General features: G+C 73.4%; 16 protein-coding genes and 1 pseudogene. 12 read left to right on the top strand and 5 right to left on the bottom strand.

Features of this window, described 5'->3' with window-relative positions; all coding sequences use genetic code 11:
• Positions 1–166: 166 nt before the first annotated feature.
• Genes BSB02_RS33940 through BSB02_RS33915 form a run of 6 tightly spaced genes read left to right on the top strand, consistent with a single transcriptional unit; the run spans position 167 to position 8088 of the window.
• Positions 167–256 (top strand): potassium-transporting ATPase subunit F, encoded by a 90-nt coding sequence (locus BSB02_RS33940; protein WP_084965091.1) that lies wholly within the window; start codon positions 167–169, stop codon positions 254–256.
• Positions 256–1917 (top strand): potassium-transporting ATPase subunit KdpA, encoded by a 1662-nt coding sequence (kdpA, locus tag BSB02_RS33935; protein WP_084965090.1) that lies wholly within the window; start codon positions 256–258, stop codon positions 1915–1917. Before BSB02_RS33940 ends, kdpA begins: the two co-directional genes overlap by 1 nt.
• On the top strand, positions 1917–4055 hold the full coding sequence (gene kdpB / locus BSB02_RS33930) for a potassium-transporting ATPase subunit KdpB (protein ID WP_084965089.1): 2139 nt from the start codon (positions 1917–1919) through the stop codon (positions 4053–4055). Before kdpA ends, kdpB begins: the two co-directional genes overlap by 1 nt.
• Positions 4052–4876 carry a potassium-transporting ATPase subunit C gene (locus tag BSB02_RS33925; protein ID WP_084965088.1) on the top strand — a complete coding sequence of 275 codons (825 nt, stop codon included), beginning with the start codon at positions 4052–4054 and terminating at the stop codon, positions 4874–4876. The genes kdpB and BSB02_RS33925 overlap by 4 nt, the downstream gene beginning before the upstream one ends.
• A gap of 9 nt (positions 4877–4885) precedes the next feature.
• Entirely contained in the window at positions 4886–7423 is a 2538-nt protein-coding gene (locus tag BSB02_RS33920) for a sensor histidine kinase (RefSeq protein WP_084965087.1), read from the top strand.
• Complete coding sequence (locus BSB02_RS33915; protein ID WP_084965086.1) at positions 7420–8088, top strand: response regulator; 669 nt, start codon at positions 7420–7422, stop codon at positions 8086–8088. Before BSB02_RS33920 ends, BSB02_RS33915 begins: the two co-directional genes overlap by 4 nt.
• Here the strand turns inward: BSB02_RS33915 and BSB02_RS33910 are convergent.
• Together BSB02_RS33910 and BSB02_RS33905 are read right to left on the bottom strand one after the other, a co-directional pair.
• Positions 8078–9190, bottom strand: a complete 1113-nt coding sequence (locus tag BSB02_RS33910) for a tetratricopeptide repeat protein (protein WP_084965085.1) — start codon at positions 9188–9190, stop codon at positions 8078–8080. The genes BSB02_RS33915 and BSB02_RS33910 overlap by 11 nt on opposite strands.
• A 13-nt stretch (positions 9191–9203) precedes the next feature.
• Positions 9204–9398, bottom strand: a complete 195-nt coding sequence (locus BSB02_RS33905) for a hypothetical protein (RefSeq protein ID WP_084965084.1) — start codon at positions 9396–9398, stop codon at positions 9204–9206.
• Between the two features lie 110 nt (positions 9399–9508).
• Here BSB02_RS33905 and BSB02_RS33900 point away from each other — a divergent pair, with 110 nt between their 5' ends.
• Positions 9509–10708 (top strand): cytochrome P450, encoded by a 1200-nt coding sequence (locus tag BSB02_RS33900; RefSeq protein ID WP_084965083.1) that lies wholly within the window; start codon positions 9509–9511, stop codon positions 10706–10708.
• Positions 10709–10772: 64 nt separating this feature from the next.
• Here the strand turns inward: BSB02_RS33900 and secD are convergent, their stop codons facing one another.
• Positions 10773–13034: a protein translocase subunit SecD gene (secD, locus tag BSB02_RS33895; RefSeq protein WP_084965082.1), complete on the bottom strand. Its 2262-nt coding sequence runs from the start codon at positions 13032–13034 to the stop codon at positions 10773–10775.
• A gap of 34 nt (positions 13035–13068) precedes the next feature.
• On the bottom strand, positions 13069–13419 hold the full coding sequence (locus BSB02_RS33890) for a hypothetical protein (protein ID WP_084965081.1): 351 nt from the start codon (positions 13417–13419) through the stop codon (positions 13069–13071).
• A gap of 127 nt (positions 13420–13546) precedes the next feature.
• On the opposite strand from BSB02_RS33890, the gene BSB02_RS33885 reads away from it, so the two are divergent.
• The 5 genes from BSB02_RS33885 (at position 13547) to BSB02_RS33865 (ending at position 16984) form a co-directional block, all read left to right on the top strand.
• A complete protein-coding gene (locus BSB02_RS33885; protein WP_143591523.1) occupies positions 13547–13918 on the top strand; it encodes a hypothetical protein in 372 nt (123 codons plus the stop codon).
• A gap of 115 nt (positions 13919–14033) precedes the next feature.
• On the top strand, positions 14034–14414 hold the full coding sequence (locus BSB02_RS33880; RefSeq protein WP_084965079.1) for a hypothetical protein: 381 nt from the start codon (positions 14034–14036) through the stop codon (positions 14412–14414).
• The gene (locus BSB02_RS33875) at positions 14411–15301 is read left to right on the top strand and encodes a rod shape-determining protein (protein WP_084965078.1); all 891 of its coding nucleotides are present in this window, start codon (positions 14411–14413) and stop codon (positions 15299–15301) included. Before BSB02_RS33880 ends, BSB02_RS33875 begins: the two co-directional genes overlap by 4 nt.
• Positions 15302–15345: 44 nt before the next feature.
• Positions 15346–15687, top strand: coding sequence for a TraR/DksA family transcriptional regulator (locus BSB02_RS33870; protein WP_084965077.1), 342 nt, complete (start codon positions 15346–15348; stop codon positions 15685–15687).
• A gap of 127 nt (positions 15688–15814) precedes the next feature.
• Positions 15815–16984 (top strand): ATP-binding cassette domain-containing protein, encoded by a 1170-nt coding sequence (locus BSB02_RS33865; RefSeq protein WP_084965125.1) that lies wholly within the window; start codon positions 15815–15817, stop codon positions 16982–16984.
• 17 nt (positions 16985–17001) lie between these two features.
• Here BSB02_RS33865 and BSB02_RS33860 read toward each other — a convergent pair.
• Positions 17002–17556, bottom strand: a pseudogene (locus tag BSB02_RS33860) (hypothetical protein); the annotation flags it as partial.

Genomic DNA, 17556 nt, shown 5'->3' with positions numbered 1-17556 from the left:
CAAAACCCCCAAATTCCGCGATTTTCTGGCCTTGGGTCGCTCATCCGAGCCGCCCGTGGCACGCATCCGGAATCTGAGGAGTGGAGATGGCCGACGTCTTCTTCGTCGCCCTGACGATCGCGATCTTCGTGGTCTTCGGGCTCGTCGTGCGGGCGGTGGAGCGGCTGTGAGCGCCGTCAACGCCGCCGGCCTGGCCGGGGCCGTCGTGCTCGTGATCTTCATGATCGCGGCCCTGCTCTTCCCGGAGCGCTTCTGATGACCTCGACCACCGCCGGGATCGTCTTCGTCACGTCCCTCGCCGCCGCGCTGGCCCTGGCGCACAGGCCGCTCGGCGACCACATGTACCGGGTCTACACCGGCGTGCGGCACAACGCCGTCGAACGCGGCATCTACCGCCTGGTCGGCGTCCAGGCCGGCGCCGAGCAGCGCTGGAGCGCCTACGCCCGCGGCCTGCTGGCCTTCTCGGCGATCTCGATCCTGTTCGTGTACGGCATGCAGCGCCTGCAGGACAAGCTGGTCCTGTCGCTGGGCCTGCCCGCGGTCACCGACCACGTCGCGTGGAACACGGCGGTCAGCTTCGTCACCAACACCAACTGGCAGGCCTACTCCGGCGAGGCCACGATGGGCCACCTGGTCCAGATGGCCGCCCTCGCCGTGCAGAACTTCGTGTCCGCCGCCGTGGGCATGGCCGTGGCCGTCGCCCTGGTCCGCGGCTTCGCCCGCCGGGGCGCCGGCACCATCGGCAACTTCTGGGTCGACCTGGTCCGCGGAACCGTCCGCATCCTGCTGCCCCTGGCCTTCCTCGGAGCCGTCGTGCTGGTGGCCGGCGGCGTGGTGCAGAACTTCGCCGGACCGCACGACATCGCCACGCTCGCCGGAGGCACCCAGCACATGACCGGCGGCCCGGTGGCCGGTCAGGAGGCCATCAAGGAGCTGGGCACCAACGGCGGCGGCTTCTACAACGCCAACTCCGCCCACCCGCTGGAGAACCCGACGGCCTGGACGAACTGGCTGGAGATCTTCCTGCTGCTGCTGATCCCGTTCAGCCTGCCGCGCACCTTCGGCAAGATGGTGGGCCAGGTACGGCAGGGCTACGCGATCGCCGCCGTGATGGCCGTCATCGCGCTGGCCTCGGTCGCGCTGACCGTCACCTTCGAGCTGCAGGGCCACGCCACCGTCCCCCAGGCGGCCGGGGCCGCGCTGGAGGGCAAGGAGGCCCGCTTCGGCGTCGCCGGCTCGGCCACGTTCGCCGCGGCCACCACCCTCACCTCCACGGGCGCCGTGAACTCCTTCCACGACTCCTACACCCCGCTCGGCGGCATGATGACGCTGGTCAACATGATGCTGGGCGAGGTCGCGCCGGGCGGCGCGGGCGCCGGCCTGTACGGCATGCTGATCCTCGCGGTCATCACGGTCTTCGTGGCCGGCCTCATGGTGGGCCGGACGCCCGAGTACCTGGGCAAGAAGATCGGCTCGCGGGAGATCAAGCTGGCCTCGCTGTACTTCCTCGTCACGCCGATCCTCGTGCTGACCGGCACGGCCGTGGCGATGGCCAACGAGGCGGGGCGGGCGGGCATGCTGAACACCGGCCCGCACGGCTTGTCCGAGGTCCTCTACGCCTTCACCAGCGCCTCGAACAACAACGGCTCGGCGTTCGCCGGCCTGACCGTCAACACCCCCTGGTACGACGTGGCGCTGGGCCTGTGCATGGCGTTCGGCCGCTTCGTGCCGATCGTCTTCGTCCTGGCGCTGGCCGGATCGCTGGCCGGGCAGGTTCCCGTCCCGCAGTCGGCCGGCACGCTCCCGACCCACCGGCCGCAGTTCGTCGGCATGGTCGTCGGCGTGACCGTCATCGTCGTCGCCCTGACGTACCTGCCCGCTCTCGCGCTCGGCCCGCTCGCGGAAGGAATCCACTGATGCCGACCCCTGTCCTGGAAAAACCGGGCACGACGCCCAAGGCGCAGGCGCCCGCCCGGGTCGGCGGCGGCCTGCTCGACCCGAAGCAGATGCTCAGCTCCCTGCCCGACGCCCTGCGCAAGCTCAACCCGGCGACGCTGTGGCGCAACCCGGTCATGCTGATCGTGGAGGCCGGCGCGGCGGCCACGACCGTCCTCGCCGCCACGGCCGAGGCGTCGTTCTTCGCGTGGGCGATCGCCGCGTGGCTGTGGCTCACGGTGATCTTCGCCAACCTGGCCGAGTCGGTGGCCGAGGGCCGCGGCAAGGCCCAGGCCGCCACGCTGCGCGCCGCCAAGCGCGACACCACCGCCCGCCGGCTGAAGGGCCCCGAGTCCGAGGACTGGGACGTCGTGCCCGCGGCCGAGCTCAGGCAGGGCGACCTCGTCGTCGTCGAGGCCGGGGAGACCATCCCCGGCGACGGCGACGTCGTCGAGGGCATCGCCAGCGTGGACGAGTCGGCCATCACCGGCGAGTCCGCGCCGGTGATCCGCGAGTCCGGCGGCGACCGCAGCGCCGTGACGGGCGGCACCCAGGTGCTGTCCGACCGGATCGTCGTCAGGATCACCCAAAGGCCGGGGGAGAGCTTCGTCGACCGGATGATCGCCCTGGTGGAGGGCGCCAACCGGCAGAAGACCCCCAACGAGATCGCGCTGAACATCCTGCTGGCCGCGCTGACGATCATCTTCCTGATCGCCACGGTCACCATGCAGCCGATGGCCATCTACGCCAAGGCCCAGAACCCGGGCATCCCCGATTCGCTCGCCCTGACCGGCGACGGCGTCACCGGCGTCGTGCTGATCTCGCTGATCGTCTGCCTCATCCCGACGACCATCGGCGCGCTGCTGTCGGCGATCGGCATCGCGGGCATGGACCGGCTGGTGCAGCGCAACGTGCTGGCCATGTCCGGCCGCGCGGTCGAGGCCGCGGGCGACGTCTCCACGCTGCTGCTGGACAAGACCGGCACGATCACGCTGGGCAACCGGCAGGCGGCGGAGTTCGTGCCGGTGGCCGGGGTGGCGCCCATGGACCTGGCGCGCGCCGCGCAGCTGTCCTCGCTGGCCGACGAGACGCCGGAGGGCCGCTCGATCGTCGTCCACGCCAAGCGGGAGTACGGCCTGCGCGAGCGCGAGCCGGGCGAGCTGGCCCACGCCCAGTGGGTGCCCTTCACCGCGCAGACCCGCATGTCGGGCGTCGACGTGGACGGCCGCCAGGTGCGCAAGGGCGCGGCCACGGCGGTGATGAAGTGGGTGCGCGACCACGGCGGCCACCCCACCGACGAGGTCGGCCACCTGGTCGACGGCATCTCCGCCAGCGGCGGCACCCCGCTGGTCGTCGGCGAGCTCAGGGACGGCGCCGCGCACGTGCTGGGCGTGATCCACCTCAAGGACGTGGTCAAGCAGGGCATGCGCGAGCGGTTCGACCAGATGCGCCGCATGGGCATCCGCACCGTCATGATCACCGGCGACAACCCGCTCACCGCCAAGGCCATCGCCGAGGAGGCCGGGGTGGACGACTTCCTGGCCGAGGCCACGCCGGAGGACAAGCTCGCCCTGATCAGGTCCGAGCAGGAGGGCGGCCGGCTGGTCGCGATGACCGGGGACGGCACCAACGACGCCCCGGCCCTGGCGCAGGCCGACGTGGGCGTGGCCATGAACACCGGCACCAGCGCCGCCAAGGAGGCGGGCAACATGGTCGACCTGGACTCCAACCCCACCAAGCTGATCGAGATCGTGGAGATCGGCAAGCAGCTGCTCATCACCCGCGGCGCGCTGACCACCTTCTCCATCGCCAACGACGTCGCCAAATACTTCGCGATCATCCCGGCGATCTTCGCGGCCGTCTACCCGGGCCTGGACGCGCTGAACGTCATGCGGCTGGCCAGCCCCCAGTCGGCGATCCTGTCGGCGGTCGTCTTCAACGCGCTCGTCATCGTCGCGCTGATCCCGCTGGCCCTGCGCGGCGTGCGGTACCGGCCGAGCAGCGCCGCCAAGCTGCTGTCACGCAACCTCTGCCGGTACGGCCTGGGCGGCATCGTCGCGCCCTTCGCCGGCATCAAGCTCATCGACCTACTGATCCAGTTCCTTCCGGGGATGTCATGAGAAACGTCTGGATCCGCCAGCACGTGGCCGCGCTGCGCGCGCTGCTGGTCCTCACCGCGCTGACCGGCGTCCTGTATCCGCTCCTGGTCACCGGGGTGGCCCAGGCGCTGTTCCCCGGCCAGGCCAACGGCTCGCTCGTCGAGAAGGACGGCAAGGTCGTCGGCAGCTCGCTGATCGGCCAGCCCTTCACCGACGCCGGGGGCAACCCGATCAGGAAGTACTTCCAGCCCCGGCCCTCGAAGGCCGGGGACGGCTACGACCCGGCCTCCAGCGGCGCGAGCAACCTCGGCCCGGAGGACGTGGTGGACACCCCCGCCCGCAAGAGCCTGCTCACCCAGGTGTGCGAGCGGTCCAGGGCGGTCGGCGAGCTGGAGGGGGTCTCGGGGGCCAGGCCGTACTGCACGCCCGACGGGGTCGGCGCGGTGCTGAAGGTCTTCCCGGCCGTCGGCACGCCCGCCCGCGCGGTCAGCGTCAACCAGGTCTGCCCCGCCAGGCCGTTCGTCGCCGCCTACCAGGGCGTCGAGGTCGAGTGCGCCAGGCCGGGGGAGGACTACGCGGCCGGCCGTACCGTGCCCGTCCGGGGCGACGCGAAGGCGGTGGTGCCCCCGGACGCCGTCACCGCGAGCGGCTCGGGCCTGGACCCGCACATCTCGGTCGCCTACGCCGAGCTGCAGGCCCCGCGGGTCGCCCGCGAGCGCGGCCTGCCCCTCGCCGAGGTCCGGGCCCTGATCGACCGGCACACCACCGGTCGTAGCCTGGGATTCATGGGCGAGCCGGTGGTCAACGTGCTGGAGCTCAACCTGACGTTGGACAGGGGATAGGAGGCGTCGGTGCCACGCGGGCGGTTGCGGGTCTACCTGGGCGCGGCGCCGGGGGTCGGCAAGACCTACGCCATGCTCGGCGAGGGCCGGCGCGCGCTGGAGCGCGGCCGGGACGTGGTGGTGGGGTTCGTCGAGACCCACGGGCGGGCGCGCACCGCCGCCCTGCTGGAGGGCATGGAGGTCATCCCGCGCAAGACGCTGGTGCACCGGGGGACGGCCTTCACCGAGATGGACGTGGACGCGGTCCTCGCCCGCCGCCCGGCGATCGCGCTCATCGACGAGCTGGCGCACACCAACGTGCCCGGCTCCCGCAACGCCAAGCGCTGGCAGGACATCGAGGAGATCCTCGACGCCGGCATCAACGTCGTCTCCACGGTCAACATCCAGCACCTGGACTCGCTCACCGACGTCGTCCGGCAGATCACCGGCATCCCGCAGCGCGAGACCGTGCCCGACGAGGTCGTACGGCGCGCCGACCAGATCGAGCTGGTCGACATGTCGCCCGAGGCGCTGCGCAGGCGCATGGCGCACGGCAACGTCTACCCGCCCGAGAAGATCGACGCCGCCCTGTCGAACTACTTCCGCGTCGGCAACCTCACCGCGCTGCGCGAGCTGGCCCTGCTCTGGGTCGCCGACAAGGTCGACGAGCAGCTCGACCGCTACCGGGCCGACCACGGCATCACCGGCACCTGGGAGGCCCGCGAGCGCGTCGTCGTCGCCCTGACCGGAGGGCCGGAAGGCGACACGCTGATCCGGCGCGCGGCCCGCATCGCGGCCCGGACCAAGGGCGCCGACCTGCTGGCCGTCCACGTCACCACCGGCGACGGCCTGACCGGGGCGGACCCGGCGCACCTGGCCCGCCAGCGCGTCCTGGTGGAGTCGCTGGGCGGCAGCTACCACCAGGTGGTGGGCGGCGACATCCCGCGTGCGCTGCTCGACTTCGCCCGCGGGGTCAACGCCACCCAGCTGGTTCTGGGCGCCTCCCGGCGCGGCCGGCTGGCGCAGCTGCTGTCGCGGGGCGTCGGCATGGAGACCGCCGCCCTGTCCGGCCCCATCGACGTGCACCTGGTCACCCACGAGGAGGTCCACAAGGGACGCCGCCGCGCCGTCTCCCGGACCGCTCTGACCAGCAGGCGCCGGCTGGCCGGATGGGCCCTTGCCCTCCTCGGGCTCCCGGCCTTCACCGCCGGGCTGATCCCGCTGCGCGAGGAGCTGACGCTGCCGAGCCAGATCCTGCTGTTCCTGACCTGGGTGATCGGCGTGGCGCTGGTGGGCGGGCTGTGGCCGGCGCTGGCCGCGGCGGTCGGCGGCTTCCTGCTGCTCAACTGGTTCTTCACCCCGCCCATCCACACCTGGACGATCACCGACCCGGAGAACTTCTTCGCCTTGGTGGTATTCGTGCTGCTCGCCGTCGTGGTCAGCGCCATCGTGGACCTGGCGGCCCGCCGTACCAGAGAAGCGGCACGCGCCTCCGCCGACGCCGAGATCCTCTCCACGCTGGCCGGGCACGTGCTGCGCGGCGAGGCGGCGCTCCCGTCGCTGCTCGCACGGCTGCGGGAGACCTTCGGCCCGGACTCCGTCACGCTGCTGGAGCGCGTGAACGAGCCGACACCGGACGATCAGAGCGAGCCAGGCGCCTGGCGCATCGTGGCCACCGCCGGCGGCCCGCCCTGCACCTGCCCTGCCGCCGCCGACACAGACGTGGTGATCGACGAACGCCTGACGCTCGCGATGCGCGGCAGGCTGCTGGACGCGGCCGACCGGCAGGTGCTGGAGGCCTTCGCCGCAGAGGCGGCCGTCGCCCTGCGGCAGGAACGGCTGCGCGAGGAGGCGGCGCGGGCCAAGCCGCTGGCCGAGGCCGACAGGATGCGCACCGCCCTGCTGGCCGCCGTCAGCCACGACCTGCGCACCCCGCTGGCCTCCGCCAAGGCCGCGGTGGACAGCCTGCGCAGCACCGAGATCGCCTGGAGCGCCGAGGACCGCGAGGAACTCCTGGCCACCGCCGACGAGTCGCTGGACAGGCTCGCCCGCCTGGTGGACAACCTCCTCGACATGAGCCGCCTGCAGGCCGGCGTGCTCGGCGTGAACCTCCAGCCGGTCGCGCTGGAGGAGGTCGTGCCCCGCGCGATCGACGACCTCGGGCCGCCGCGCGACCGCATCGAGGGCGACATCGCCGCCGACCTGCCCGAGATCGTGGCCGATCCGGCCCTGCTGGAGCGCATCCTGGTCAACCTGATGTCCAACGCCGTCCGCTACAGCCCGCCCGACCGGAAGGTGCTCGTCGCCGCCAGCTCGTACGGTGATCACGTGGAGATCCGCGTCGTGGACCGCGGCCCCGGCATCCCGCCGGAGAGCTACGACCGCGTGTTCCTGCCCTTCCAGCGGCTCGGCGACCGCGACAACGCCTCCGGGGTCGGGCTGGGCCTGGCCCTGTCGCGCGGCCTGGCCGAGGCCATGGGCGGCACGCTGGCGCCGGAGGAGACGCCCGGGGGAGGACTCACCATGATCCTGACGATGCCCATCTCGTCGCGGGCGGCCGCCGCATGACCAAGGTCCTGGTCGTCGACGACGAGCCGCAGATCCTCCGCGCCCTGCGGATCAACCTGGTGGCCCGGCACTACGAGGTGGCGACGGCGCCCGACGGGGCCTCGGCGCTGCGCCTGGCCGCCGAGTTCCATCCCGACCTGGTGCTGCTCGACCTGGGGCTGCCCGACCTCGACGGGGTCGAGGTGATCCACGGCCTGCGCGGCTGGACCAGCGTGCCCATCGTGGTGCTGTCCGGCCGGGCGGGCAACCAGGACAAGATCGAGGCGTTGGACGCCGGGGCCGACGACTACGTCACCAAGCCGTTCGACATCGGGGAGCTCTTCGCCCGGATCCGTGCCGTCACCCGCAGGACCGGCGCCCATGAGCTGGAGCTCGCGCGGATCGCCGTCGGCGACCACACGGTGGACCTCACGAACAAGACGATCTCCGGCGGCGTGCGGCTGACCCCGACCGAATGGCACATCCTCGAGATCCTGCTGCGCAACCCGGGCAAGCTGATCAGCCAGCGGCAGCTGCTCACCGAGGTCTGGGGCGACAAGTACGTCACCGAGACGCACTACCTGCGCCAGTACATGGCCCAGCTGCGCAGGAAGCTGGAACGCGACCCCGCCCGCCCCGCCCACCTGATCACCGAGCCGGGCATGGGCTACCGCTTCACGCCGTGAGCGGCCCGGGCCGCCGCTCCCTCCCCCTACCGCGGAGTCTGTCCAGGAGCGCGGCGTGATTGGCCCGGCAGGTGGCGAGCACGGGATGGCCGGGTTCCACGACGCCGTCCAGGATCGTGATGGCGCGCCGGTAGAGCGAGGCCGCCTCCGCCGGGTCGCCCTGGTCCTCCCTGAGCAGGGCCAGGTTGTTCAGCGTCGGGGCGAGCTCGGGGTGGGCGCCGCCGAGGACCTGTTCCTTGACGGCCAGCGCGCGGCGATACAGCTGTTCGGCCCTGGCCCGATCGCCCCGCCGGTAGGCGATCGCGGCCAGGTTGTTACAGGTGACGGCGACGTCGAGGTGCGCCTCGCCGTACACCCGGGTGAACACCTCCAGCGCGTCCAGCAACAGCGCCTCGGCCTCCGCGTGGCGGCCCAGGCCGTCCAGGATCGCGGCCAGCGCGGCGCGGTCGGCGGCGGCCGCCGGGTGGGCGGCGCCCAGCGCCCGCTCGGTCAGGGCCAGGGACCGGCGCGCGTACGGCTCGGCGGCGGCGAAGTCGCCCCTGGCGTGGGCGAGCCCGCCGAGGTTGTGGTGGACGGCGGCGAGGTCGAGATCGTTGGCGTCCTCCGCCTGCTCCAGCAGGAGGAGGACTCGGTGGTAGAGGCGTTCGGCCTGGGCGAAGCGGCCGGTGTACTTGCAGGTGACGGCCAGCTCGTTGAGGAGGGTGGCCAGTTCCGGCGGGGGCGCCGGGAGCCGTTCTGCGCGGGCGATCGCCGTTTCCAGCAGTGACACGGCCTGCCCGTAGTCGCCGCCGGCGCGGTGCACGGCGGCGATCTCGGCCTGGACGGCCAGCGTCAGGCGGGCGTGCCCGCTTCCCTCGGCCAGGGCGAGCGCCGCGTCCAGCGCGGCGGCGGCCTGCGCCAGGTCACCGAGGTGCCGGCGCAGGCCGCCTTCCATGAGCAGGACTCCGGCCAGCGCCGCCTGCGTGTCGGCGTCCGCCGTACCGCTTGCGATCAGCAGCGCGCGTGTCATGACGGCGCACCTCAGCGCGGCGGAGTGGTTTCCCTCCGTCCTGTGCCGTACGGCTTCGGCCAGAAGGGGCAGGAGGTCCTGCTCCACTGCCATGGGTTCCTCCGTTTCAGCCGCGGGCCAGCACGGTCTCGTTGTGGTTGTAGCTGAGTGCTGGGCTGGGCGGACGCGGCTTGGTCACCGCCGCCTGGGCGACGGTGGCGGTCACGGCGGACGTGCCGCCTGCCAGGGCCAGCGCCAGCACGGCGGCGGCGACGATCCGGCGGGTGTGGTGGGCGTCGTGGTGATGGTCTGATGTGGACATATGGGCCTCCTCCGCTGTTGGAGTGGTTTGTGCCGTTTGTAGTTGACTGGAGTTATTAATCCCTTTCATCCGGCTTGCAAGGCGGGCGCGGAGGGACGACGGGAGAGGCGATGGCCGGCATCGACGAGCGCTACTCCATCCCCAGGCAGCACTTCTGGCTGCACGGGCCGCGATCGGGTCCACCGGTCGAGTACGACGCCGCGGCCGGGATGTGGAACGTCTACGGTTACCCGGAGGCGCACGAGATCCTCGGCGACCCCGCGACGTTCTCCTCCAACACCATGCGCCTCATGCCCAAGGGCCTGATGCCGGGCGGCGAGGACTTCTCCACGGCGGGCTTCATCACCCAGATCGACCCGCCGGAGCACGGCAAGCTGCGCAAGCTCGTCAGCAGCGCCTTCACCCGGAAGGTGGTCGCGGACCTCGAGCCGCGGATCGCCGCCCTCACCCACGACCTGCTCGACGCGGCGCGGGAGCGCGGCCGGTTCGAGCTGGTGGCCGATCTGGCCTATCCGCTCCCGGTCATCGTCATCGCCGAGCTGCTGGGGGTGCCCGGCAGCGACCGCGCCCTGTTCAAGCAGTGGGCCGACGCGCTCTTCCAGCGCGACAGCAAGATCTCACTCGCCCGGTCCGCGGAAGAGCAGGAGGCGGACATGCGGGCCACGCTGCGGCCGTGGAAGGAGATGTCGGCCTACCTCGCCGGCCACGCCGCCGAACGCAGGCGACGGCCGCGCGCCGACCTGCTCACCAGGCTCGTCCAGGCCGAGGTGGACGGCGAACGCCTTCCCGAGGATCAGGTGGTCAACTTCGCGATCGTCCTGCTGCTGGCGGGACACATCACCACGACGATGCTGCTCGGCAACACGGTGCTGTGCCTGGACGCCTTCCCCGAGCAGCAGGACAAGGCGCGGGCCGACCGAGCCTCGATCCCGGCCGTCATCGAGGAGTCCCTTCGCTGTCTCACTCCGTTCGCCGCCCTCGGCCGCTCCACGACCCGCGAGGCCGAGCTCGGCGGCGTGACGATCCCGGCCGACCAGATGCTCATGGTCTGGCTCGCGGCGGCCAACCGGGACCCTCGGCAGTTCCGCGACCCCGACGTCTTCGACCCCGGCCGCGACCCCAACCCGCACCTTGCCTTCGGCCGTGGCATCCACTTCTGCCTGGGCGCGCCCCTGGCCCGGCTGGAGGGACGGGTGGCCCTGAACATCCTGTTCGGCCGGTTCGACGTCCTGCGTACCGATCCGGAGGACCCGGTCGTCTTCATGCCCACGCCGACGATGACAGGGGTGCGCCGCCTGCCGCTGGTCTGACCCGCGAGGGTTCATCCGACGGGGCCGGCCCCCTGGCGGGAGGGGCCGGCCCCCGGACGTGGGCCTATACCACCGCTCCGGATCCTTCCCGCCTGCGCCGTACGCGGGGCTGGGACGGCTGCGGGGGCGGCTGGGTGCTGAGCCGTTCCAGCTCGACCGCCATCGGCCCGGCCACCAGCGCGGAGGAGACGGTGCCCGTCACGATGCCGAGGATGAGGGCGATGGCGAAGTCCCGCAGCGAGTCGCCGCCGAAGAAGGCCAGCGCCGCCAGGATGAACAGCGCGCCCAGCCCGGTGTTGACGGTGCGCGGCACGGTCTGCAGGATCGCGCCGTTCACGACCTTGGCGAACGGCGAGCCTCGCCGCGTGGCCCACACCTCCCTGACCCGGTCGAACACCACCACCTTGTCGTTGATCGAGTACCCGATGACGGTCAGCATGGCGGCCAGGAACACGCCGTCGACGGGCTTGCCCAGCCAGGCGAAGGCGCCCACCACGACGGCCGCGTCCACCGCCAGCGCCACCACGGCGGCGACGCCGAAGGTCCACCGGAAGCGGACGGCGAGGTACCCCAGCTGGGCGGCGAGCGCCACGGCCAGGGCGATGAGCGCGTTGCGGCTCAGCTCGGCGCCCAGGCTCGGGCCTATCAGCTCCTCCCGCTGCTTGGTCACCTCCCCGGCCCGGCTCTCCAGCGCCCGCTCGATGGCGACCACGTCGTCGGCGCTGAGCTGCCCGGCCCGCACCGAGATCGCCTCGCCGGAGGCCTGCACCACGGCGGTGGGATGCCCGGCCTGGGCCACCGCCTGGCGTGCGACGTCGGGATCGAGGGGCCTGGTGGTGGCGAACTCCACGAGGCGGCCGCCGGTGAACTCCAGCCCCAGGTTCAGCCCGTGCCAGGCCAGCCCGGCGATGGCGGCCGCCACCAGGACGGCGGCGGCGCCCAGCCACAACCGGCCGCGCCGCATGAGATCGGGGTCGCGCGCGGTCACCCACGTCCTGACCCGGCCGACGCCGCCCAGACCCGACAGGCGCGGGCTGACGCGGCCGATGACCAGGTGCGCCAGGACCCGGGTGATGAGCATGGCCGAGACCAGGGAGGCGAGCACGCCGATGGCGAGCGTGACGCCGAATCCGCGCACCGGTCCCGAGGCCAGCCAGAACAGCAGGCCGGCGGCCAGGATCGTGGTGAGATTGGAGTCGGCGATGGCGCTCCAGGCGCGGCCGAACCCGCGTTCCACGGCCGCTCGCAGGCCTCGCCGTGGGGCTGCGCCGTACTCCTCCCTGGCCCGTTCGAACACCAGCACGTTGGCGTCCACGGCCATGCCGATGGCCAGCACGAACCCGGCCAGCCCCGGCAGGGTGAGCGTCGCGCCCAGCGCGAGCAGCGCGGCATAGGAGATCAGCCCGTAGGCCGCCAGCGCGACGGCCGCCAGCAGGCCGACGATCCGGTAGACGGCGACGATGAACACCGCGGTGAGGATCACCCCGGCCACGCCGGCCTTGGCGCTGGCCTCGACGGCCTGGGCGCCCAGCGTGGGCCCGACGGTGCGCTGCTCGATCAGCGTGAGCGGGACGGGCAGCGCGCCGCCCTTGATGAGGACCGCCAGATTCTCGGCCTCCTGCGGGGTGAACGAGCCGGTGATCTGGGTGGCGCCGCCCGGGATCCCGGCCTGGCAGGGCACGGACGGGTCGACCTGCGGCGAGGAGATGATCTCGTTGTCCAGGACGATGGCGATCCGCCGCGCCGGATCGCCGGCGGGCGCGCAGGCGGCCCTGCCGGTCAGCCGCTGCCAGGCCTCGGCGTCGCGGAAGTCGACGGTGACGAACCAGCCGGGCCCCTGCTGCGGGTCGGTGCGGGCGGCGGCGTCGCTCACGCCGTCGCCGGTGAGGGCGGCCGGGCCCAGCCGCAGCCGCTGCCCCGACTCGTCGGCGAGGACCGGCCCGCTCCGGCCGTCGGCATTGTCGGCGGCGTCGGCCACGCCGAGGACGGGATGGACGGTGAGCTGCGCGGTCTTGCCGATGACCTGGGCGGCCTGGCGCGGGTCGAGCACGCCGGGCAACTCCACGATGATCCGCCGCTCGCCGGAGCGGACCAGGGTCGGGTCGACGACGCCGAGCGCGTCGGCGCGGCGCCGGAGCACGTCCAGCGCCCGGTCGGTGGCCTCGCCGTCGGCGGTGACGGTGGGCGAGTCGCGGGTCTCGAAGACCAGATGGGTGCCGCCGCGCAGGTCCAGACCCAGGCGCGGCGACTGTGTGAATGCGAGGATGAAGGCGGCGGCCAGCAGGGCGCACGCGACCGCCGCACGCCCCTTGGGCGCACGTGACATGGAAAGCCTCCACAGGCTGGAAGGAAACGAAACGTCAGCGTGTGGAGGGCGGTGGCGCCCGCACCGGCGCCGCCGTACGGCCCGCGGCCGACCACGGCGGCCCGCCCGCGGGCCGGTCGGCCACCCACCCATGCCGCGGCGCCGGGCGAGCGGCGTCGGGCAGGACGGCCAGGCCGCCGGACAGCGCGGAAGCGCCGGCCGGCACGTGCGGCCGGCCGGCGCGCTCGTCGGGGGCGTGTCCCGGGGCGCGGACGGCGTACGCCGCGAGCGTCGTGACGATGTGGGGCGCGTCGGCCGCCGCGTGGCCGTGCGGGAGGGAGTGACCGGCGGCCGGGACGAGCACGTGCAGCAGGAGGAGGAGCGCGGCGGCGAGCCTGGCGGGCATGCCTCCTCCTCTCCCGGCGCCTGCCGATGGGGGCGTCGAGGGCCACCGTACCCCGCCGGCGGTGTCCGCCGGTCACGCTGGAAAACGCTTTGTGCCTTTTCGCGTCGGGTGGGCTATGGTCGGCCCTATGAGAGGACCGTGGCGCACACCGCGTGGGTCCGTCGCGCTCGCCTGCGTGATGGGCCTGGTCCTCGTGTCGTTGGTGCTGGCCGGCACGCTTCCCGCCGCCGCCGGTCCCGACCCGGCGAGCCGTACGGCTGCCGCCTCCCAGTCGTGGACGGACGGGGCGGGAGACAGCCGGCTGTCCAGCACGCCCCCGCAGGCGACCGGCAGCGCCCGTGAGCACCACGTGCTGTGGCTGGCGCTGCGCGTCCCCCGCTCCGACCGGGCCGCGCACCTTCGGCTGCTGCCCGCGCCGGACCTGGATCCGGGCGCCATCCGCGATCCCCAGCAGCTCGCGCACCGCACCGCCGGATCGCGCAGCCCTCCGCTGATCTAGCTCCTCTTTCTCTTCCACACCTGTGGTCTCCGGCCGCGTGCCGCGGACCGGGCTCTCCTGCGCCCGGCGTTCCGATGCGCGCTCGGGCCGAGCCTTGCCTTCACCACCCACAGGGGTGACCGTTCACCTCAGCGAGGAGGGCCATCTCGCCATGGCCGACGACAGATCAGCCCACACGTCAGCTCACACGTCAGTCCACACGCATCTTCAGCGTTACGAGGCGCACCTGGACCAGCTGGAGGAGCTGCGCGCACTGCTGCAGGCCCAGCTCGGCGCGGCTCGCCGCAGGCTCGCCACGGTCTCCGGGCGGCACGCTCGCGGCGCGGCCCGCCGGCGGGCCGCCGAGATCGAAGCCGCGCTCGACCGGCTGCACCGCGGCCGGTACGGCATCTGCCAGCGCTGCGCCGCCTTCATCCCCTTGGACCAGCTTCGGCGCGCACCGCAGCGACGCACCTGCGACACCTGCGCCGCCTCCGTCCAGGGGGTGAGGGCATGACCCCGGCGCGGCCTCCGGCCGGCGCCACCCCCGCGCAGGCCGGTGAATCCATTCCCCGCTCGGTCGTCGGGCACGGGTATGCGGCGCTGGACCTGGGCACCGCGCGGACGCGGTCGTTCTGCTGGGGCGCTCCGGCGATCGCCGATCGGTCCTCGGCCGTGCCCGCCCGCACGCCCGCGACCTCGCCGACCTCGTCGGCCCCACCCCAGGCGGCCGCCCCGGGACCGGGGAGCGAGCCGCCCGGCGCCGACCTGATCTGGCCCATCCGGCACGGCATGGTCGCCGACCCGGCGGCCTGCCAGCGGCTCATCCGCGACGTGCTGGCCGACGCCAGCCTGGTCGGTTCCTGGCCGCTGCGCCGGATCCTGGTGGGCGTGCCCGTGGCCGCCACGCCCGGCGACCGCGGCGCGCTGCGCCTGGCGGTCTCCCGGGCGGCCGGATGCCAGGCGGTCCTCGTCGAGGAACCCTTAGCGGCTGCCCTGGGCGCCGGGCTGGACGTCACCGACCCCCGGCCGTGCCTGCTGGTGGACGTGGGGGCGGGCATCGTGGAAGCCGTCGCCATCCGCGACGGCGCCGTCGCCGACGCGGTGGCCCTGCAGCTGGTCACCAGCGGCGCCGGCCTGCCCTCCTACGCCATCGACAGCGTCGCCCACATGACCGCCGAACTGCTGCGCGGCCTGCCCGCCCGCCTGCGCTCCACGGCACGGGCCGCCGGGCTGACCGTCACCGGCGGCGGCGCCCAGCAGGCGGCCCTGCTGCGCCGCCTGCGCGACGCGCTTCCCATGCCGGTCACCGTGGCCGCCGCCCCCGCCCACGCCACCATCCGCGGGCTCACCCGCCTGTGCCTGCAGCCCGCCCTGGCGGCCCGGCTGGCCGCCGACCGCTGAACCGCAGCTTCCCGACGGTGCTCGTCGAGAAAGGACCTCCATCAATGAGCAGCACCCATCGGCAGACCCACCTGAGCCACGTCCAGATCGAAGCCCTGCGCCGGGAACTGGAGGAGCAACTGGCCTGGCGGCGAAGCCAGCTGCAGAGCCTGCACGCCAGCGCGGGCGACAGCAAGGGCGCCGACGGCACCTGGCAGGAGCTGACGGCGTCCATCGTCGCCGCCGACCGCGCCATCGCCGACATCACCCACGCCCTGGAGCGGCTCGACGCCGGCACCTACGGCCGTTGCGTGGAGTGCGAGACCGAGATCCCGTTCGAGCGGCTCAAGATCCGCCCGCTGGCCCGCTTCTGCATCCGGTGCCAGCGACGCCACGAGGCCGCCTGACCTGCGGCGGCGGGCCGGACCGCCCCCGGCCCGCCGCCGCCCGCGAGCAGGCCGCAGGGCCGCCGCGATTGCTCCATCCCGTGCTTTGTCCAGGCCGAACGATCTCGCCGGTAGCGTGTCGGGCACCATGCGCCTGTCGAATGTCTCCTTCCGCTACGGCCGACGCGCCCCCGCCGTCATCCGGCACGCGGACGCCTCTCTCGCCCCGGGCGACGTCGTCGAGCTGACCGGCGTCAACGGCGCGGGCAAGTCCACCCTGCTGCGGCTCCTCGCCGGGCTCGTCAGGCCGACCGCGGGTACGGTCACCGGCCGTCCGGCGGTGGTCGGGTTCGCGCCCGACCGTTTCCCAGTGGACCAGCCGTTCACCGTGGCCGGATATCTACGGCACATGGCGAGGATCCGCGGCGGCGCCCCATGGGAGCCGTGGCTCGACCGGCTGGCCGTGCGCCACCTGCTCGGCATGCGCCTGGGCGAACTGTCCAAGGGCAGCGCGCACAAGGTCGGCCTGGCCCAGGCGCTGATGGCCGACCCGGGCCTGCTGGTGCTGGACGAGCCGTTCGCCGGGCTGGACGAGGACACCGGGGCCGCGCTTCCCTCGATCGTCGCCGACCTGGCGGCGCGCGGCGCGATCGTGGTGGTCAGCGACCACCAGGGCGGCCTGCGCGGGCTCCCCGGGCTGCGCCACTGGTCGCTGGCCGGCGGCAGGCTCGGCGCGGTCGTCCTCGCGACCAGGGCGCCGCTGGGCCAGGAGGCCGCGTCGCTGCCCGACGGCGCCGTCCTGGTCGTCCCCGTCCTCGCCTGGGCCGCGCGCAGCCTGCTGGACACCGAGCCCGACCAGCAGCGGGCCATGTCGGCGGTCGCGGTGGGCGGGCGGCCGCGCGAGGTGGCGGCCGGCCTGCTGGCCGCGCTGGCGGCATGCGCGGCGTTCGCGGCGCTGGCGCTGGGCTGGGGCCTGCTGCTCGGCCTGAGCGCCGCCCCGCCGCCGGAAGTGCTGGCCGCCGCCACGATCCTGTACGGCCTGTCCGCCCTGTCGGGCACCGTGCTGGGAGCGCTCACCAGCCGGGCGATCCTGCCCTCGCCGGCCGTGTCGATCATGACGCTGGTGCTCGGCTACCTGGCGATGCTGCTGGTCAGCGCGTCGCCACTGTCCTGGCTCACCGTGCCGGTGGTGCCGTGGATGCGAGCCGCGAGCGACGGCGCCCTCGCCGCCCGGCTCCCCCTGCTCGCCGCCGTGTCGCTGGCGTGGTGCCTGATCGGCCTCACGGCGTACGGCTGGCTCCGCCGTACCAGACCATGAGCCGGGGTTCGTGGCGGTCATGCCAGCAGGTGCAGGAGCCGTGCCGCCTGGCGTAGCGAGGCGTCGGGCGCGTTGCGCTCGTGGGCCGGGCCCTGCGGGAGAAGCATGAGCAGCCAGAAGACCGCGTTCAGCCGGCGCAGCTCGCGCAGGCGTGTCCGCTCCGGCGGGGAGAGGTCGAACCTGGCCAGGAACTCCTCGGGTTCGAAGGCCCCGGCGATGCCGCCGGCCGAGATGTGCTCGCAGACGGTGGCCAGCTCGGTGGCCACGTCGCTGCGGCCGGAGTCCTCGAATCGGCCGAGGGTCGTCATCGCGTCCGCCATCGCGTCGAGGTGCCCGGGTGTCAGCGGAGCGCTCTGGAGCGGGCTTGCTTCCAGGCGCGACATCGTGATCGCCGGCGGTTCTCGCCGCGACTCCGCGCGTATCGGGAGCGGCGCGATTCCCGGCGCGTGCCGTCTGAGCAGGGCGAACGCGTTCCACTCGCGGGTGTGCTCACCCCGGCCCCAGGACCGGTACGTCTTGACCACATGCTCGCGTTCCGCAGCTAATCCGGGGTCTGGGGCATGATCGAGGGT

Origin of the sequence: Thermoactinospora rubra (assembly GCF_002093975.1) — a bacterium.
GTDB classification, from domain to species: domain Bacteria; phylum Actinomycetota; class Actinomycetes; order Streptosporangiales; family Streptosporangiaceae; genus Nonomuraea; species Nonomuraea rubra_A.
The sequence above is the reverse complement of the archived record's forward strand: the minus strand, read 5'-3'. Positions and strand labels throughout refer to the sequence as shown.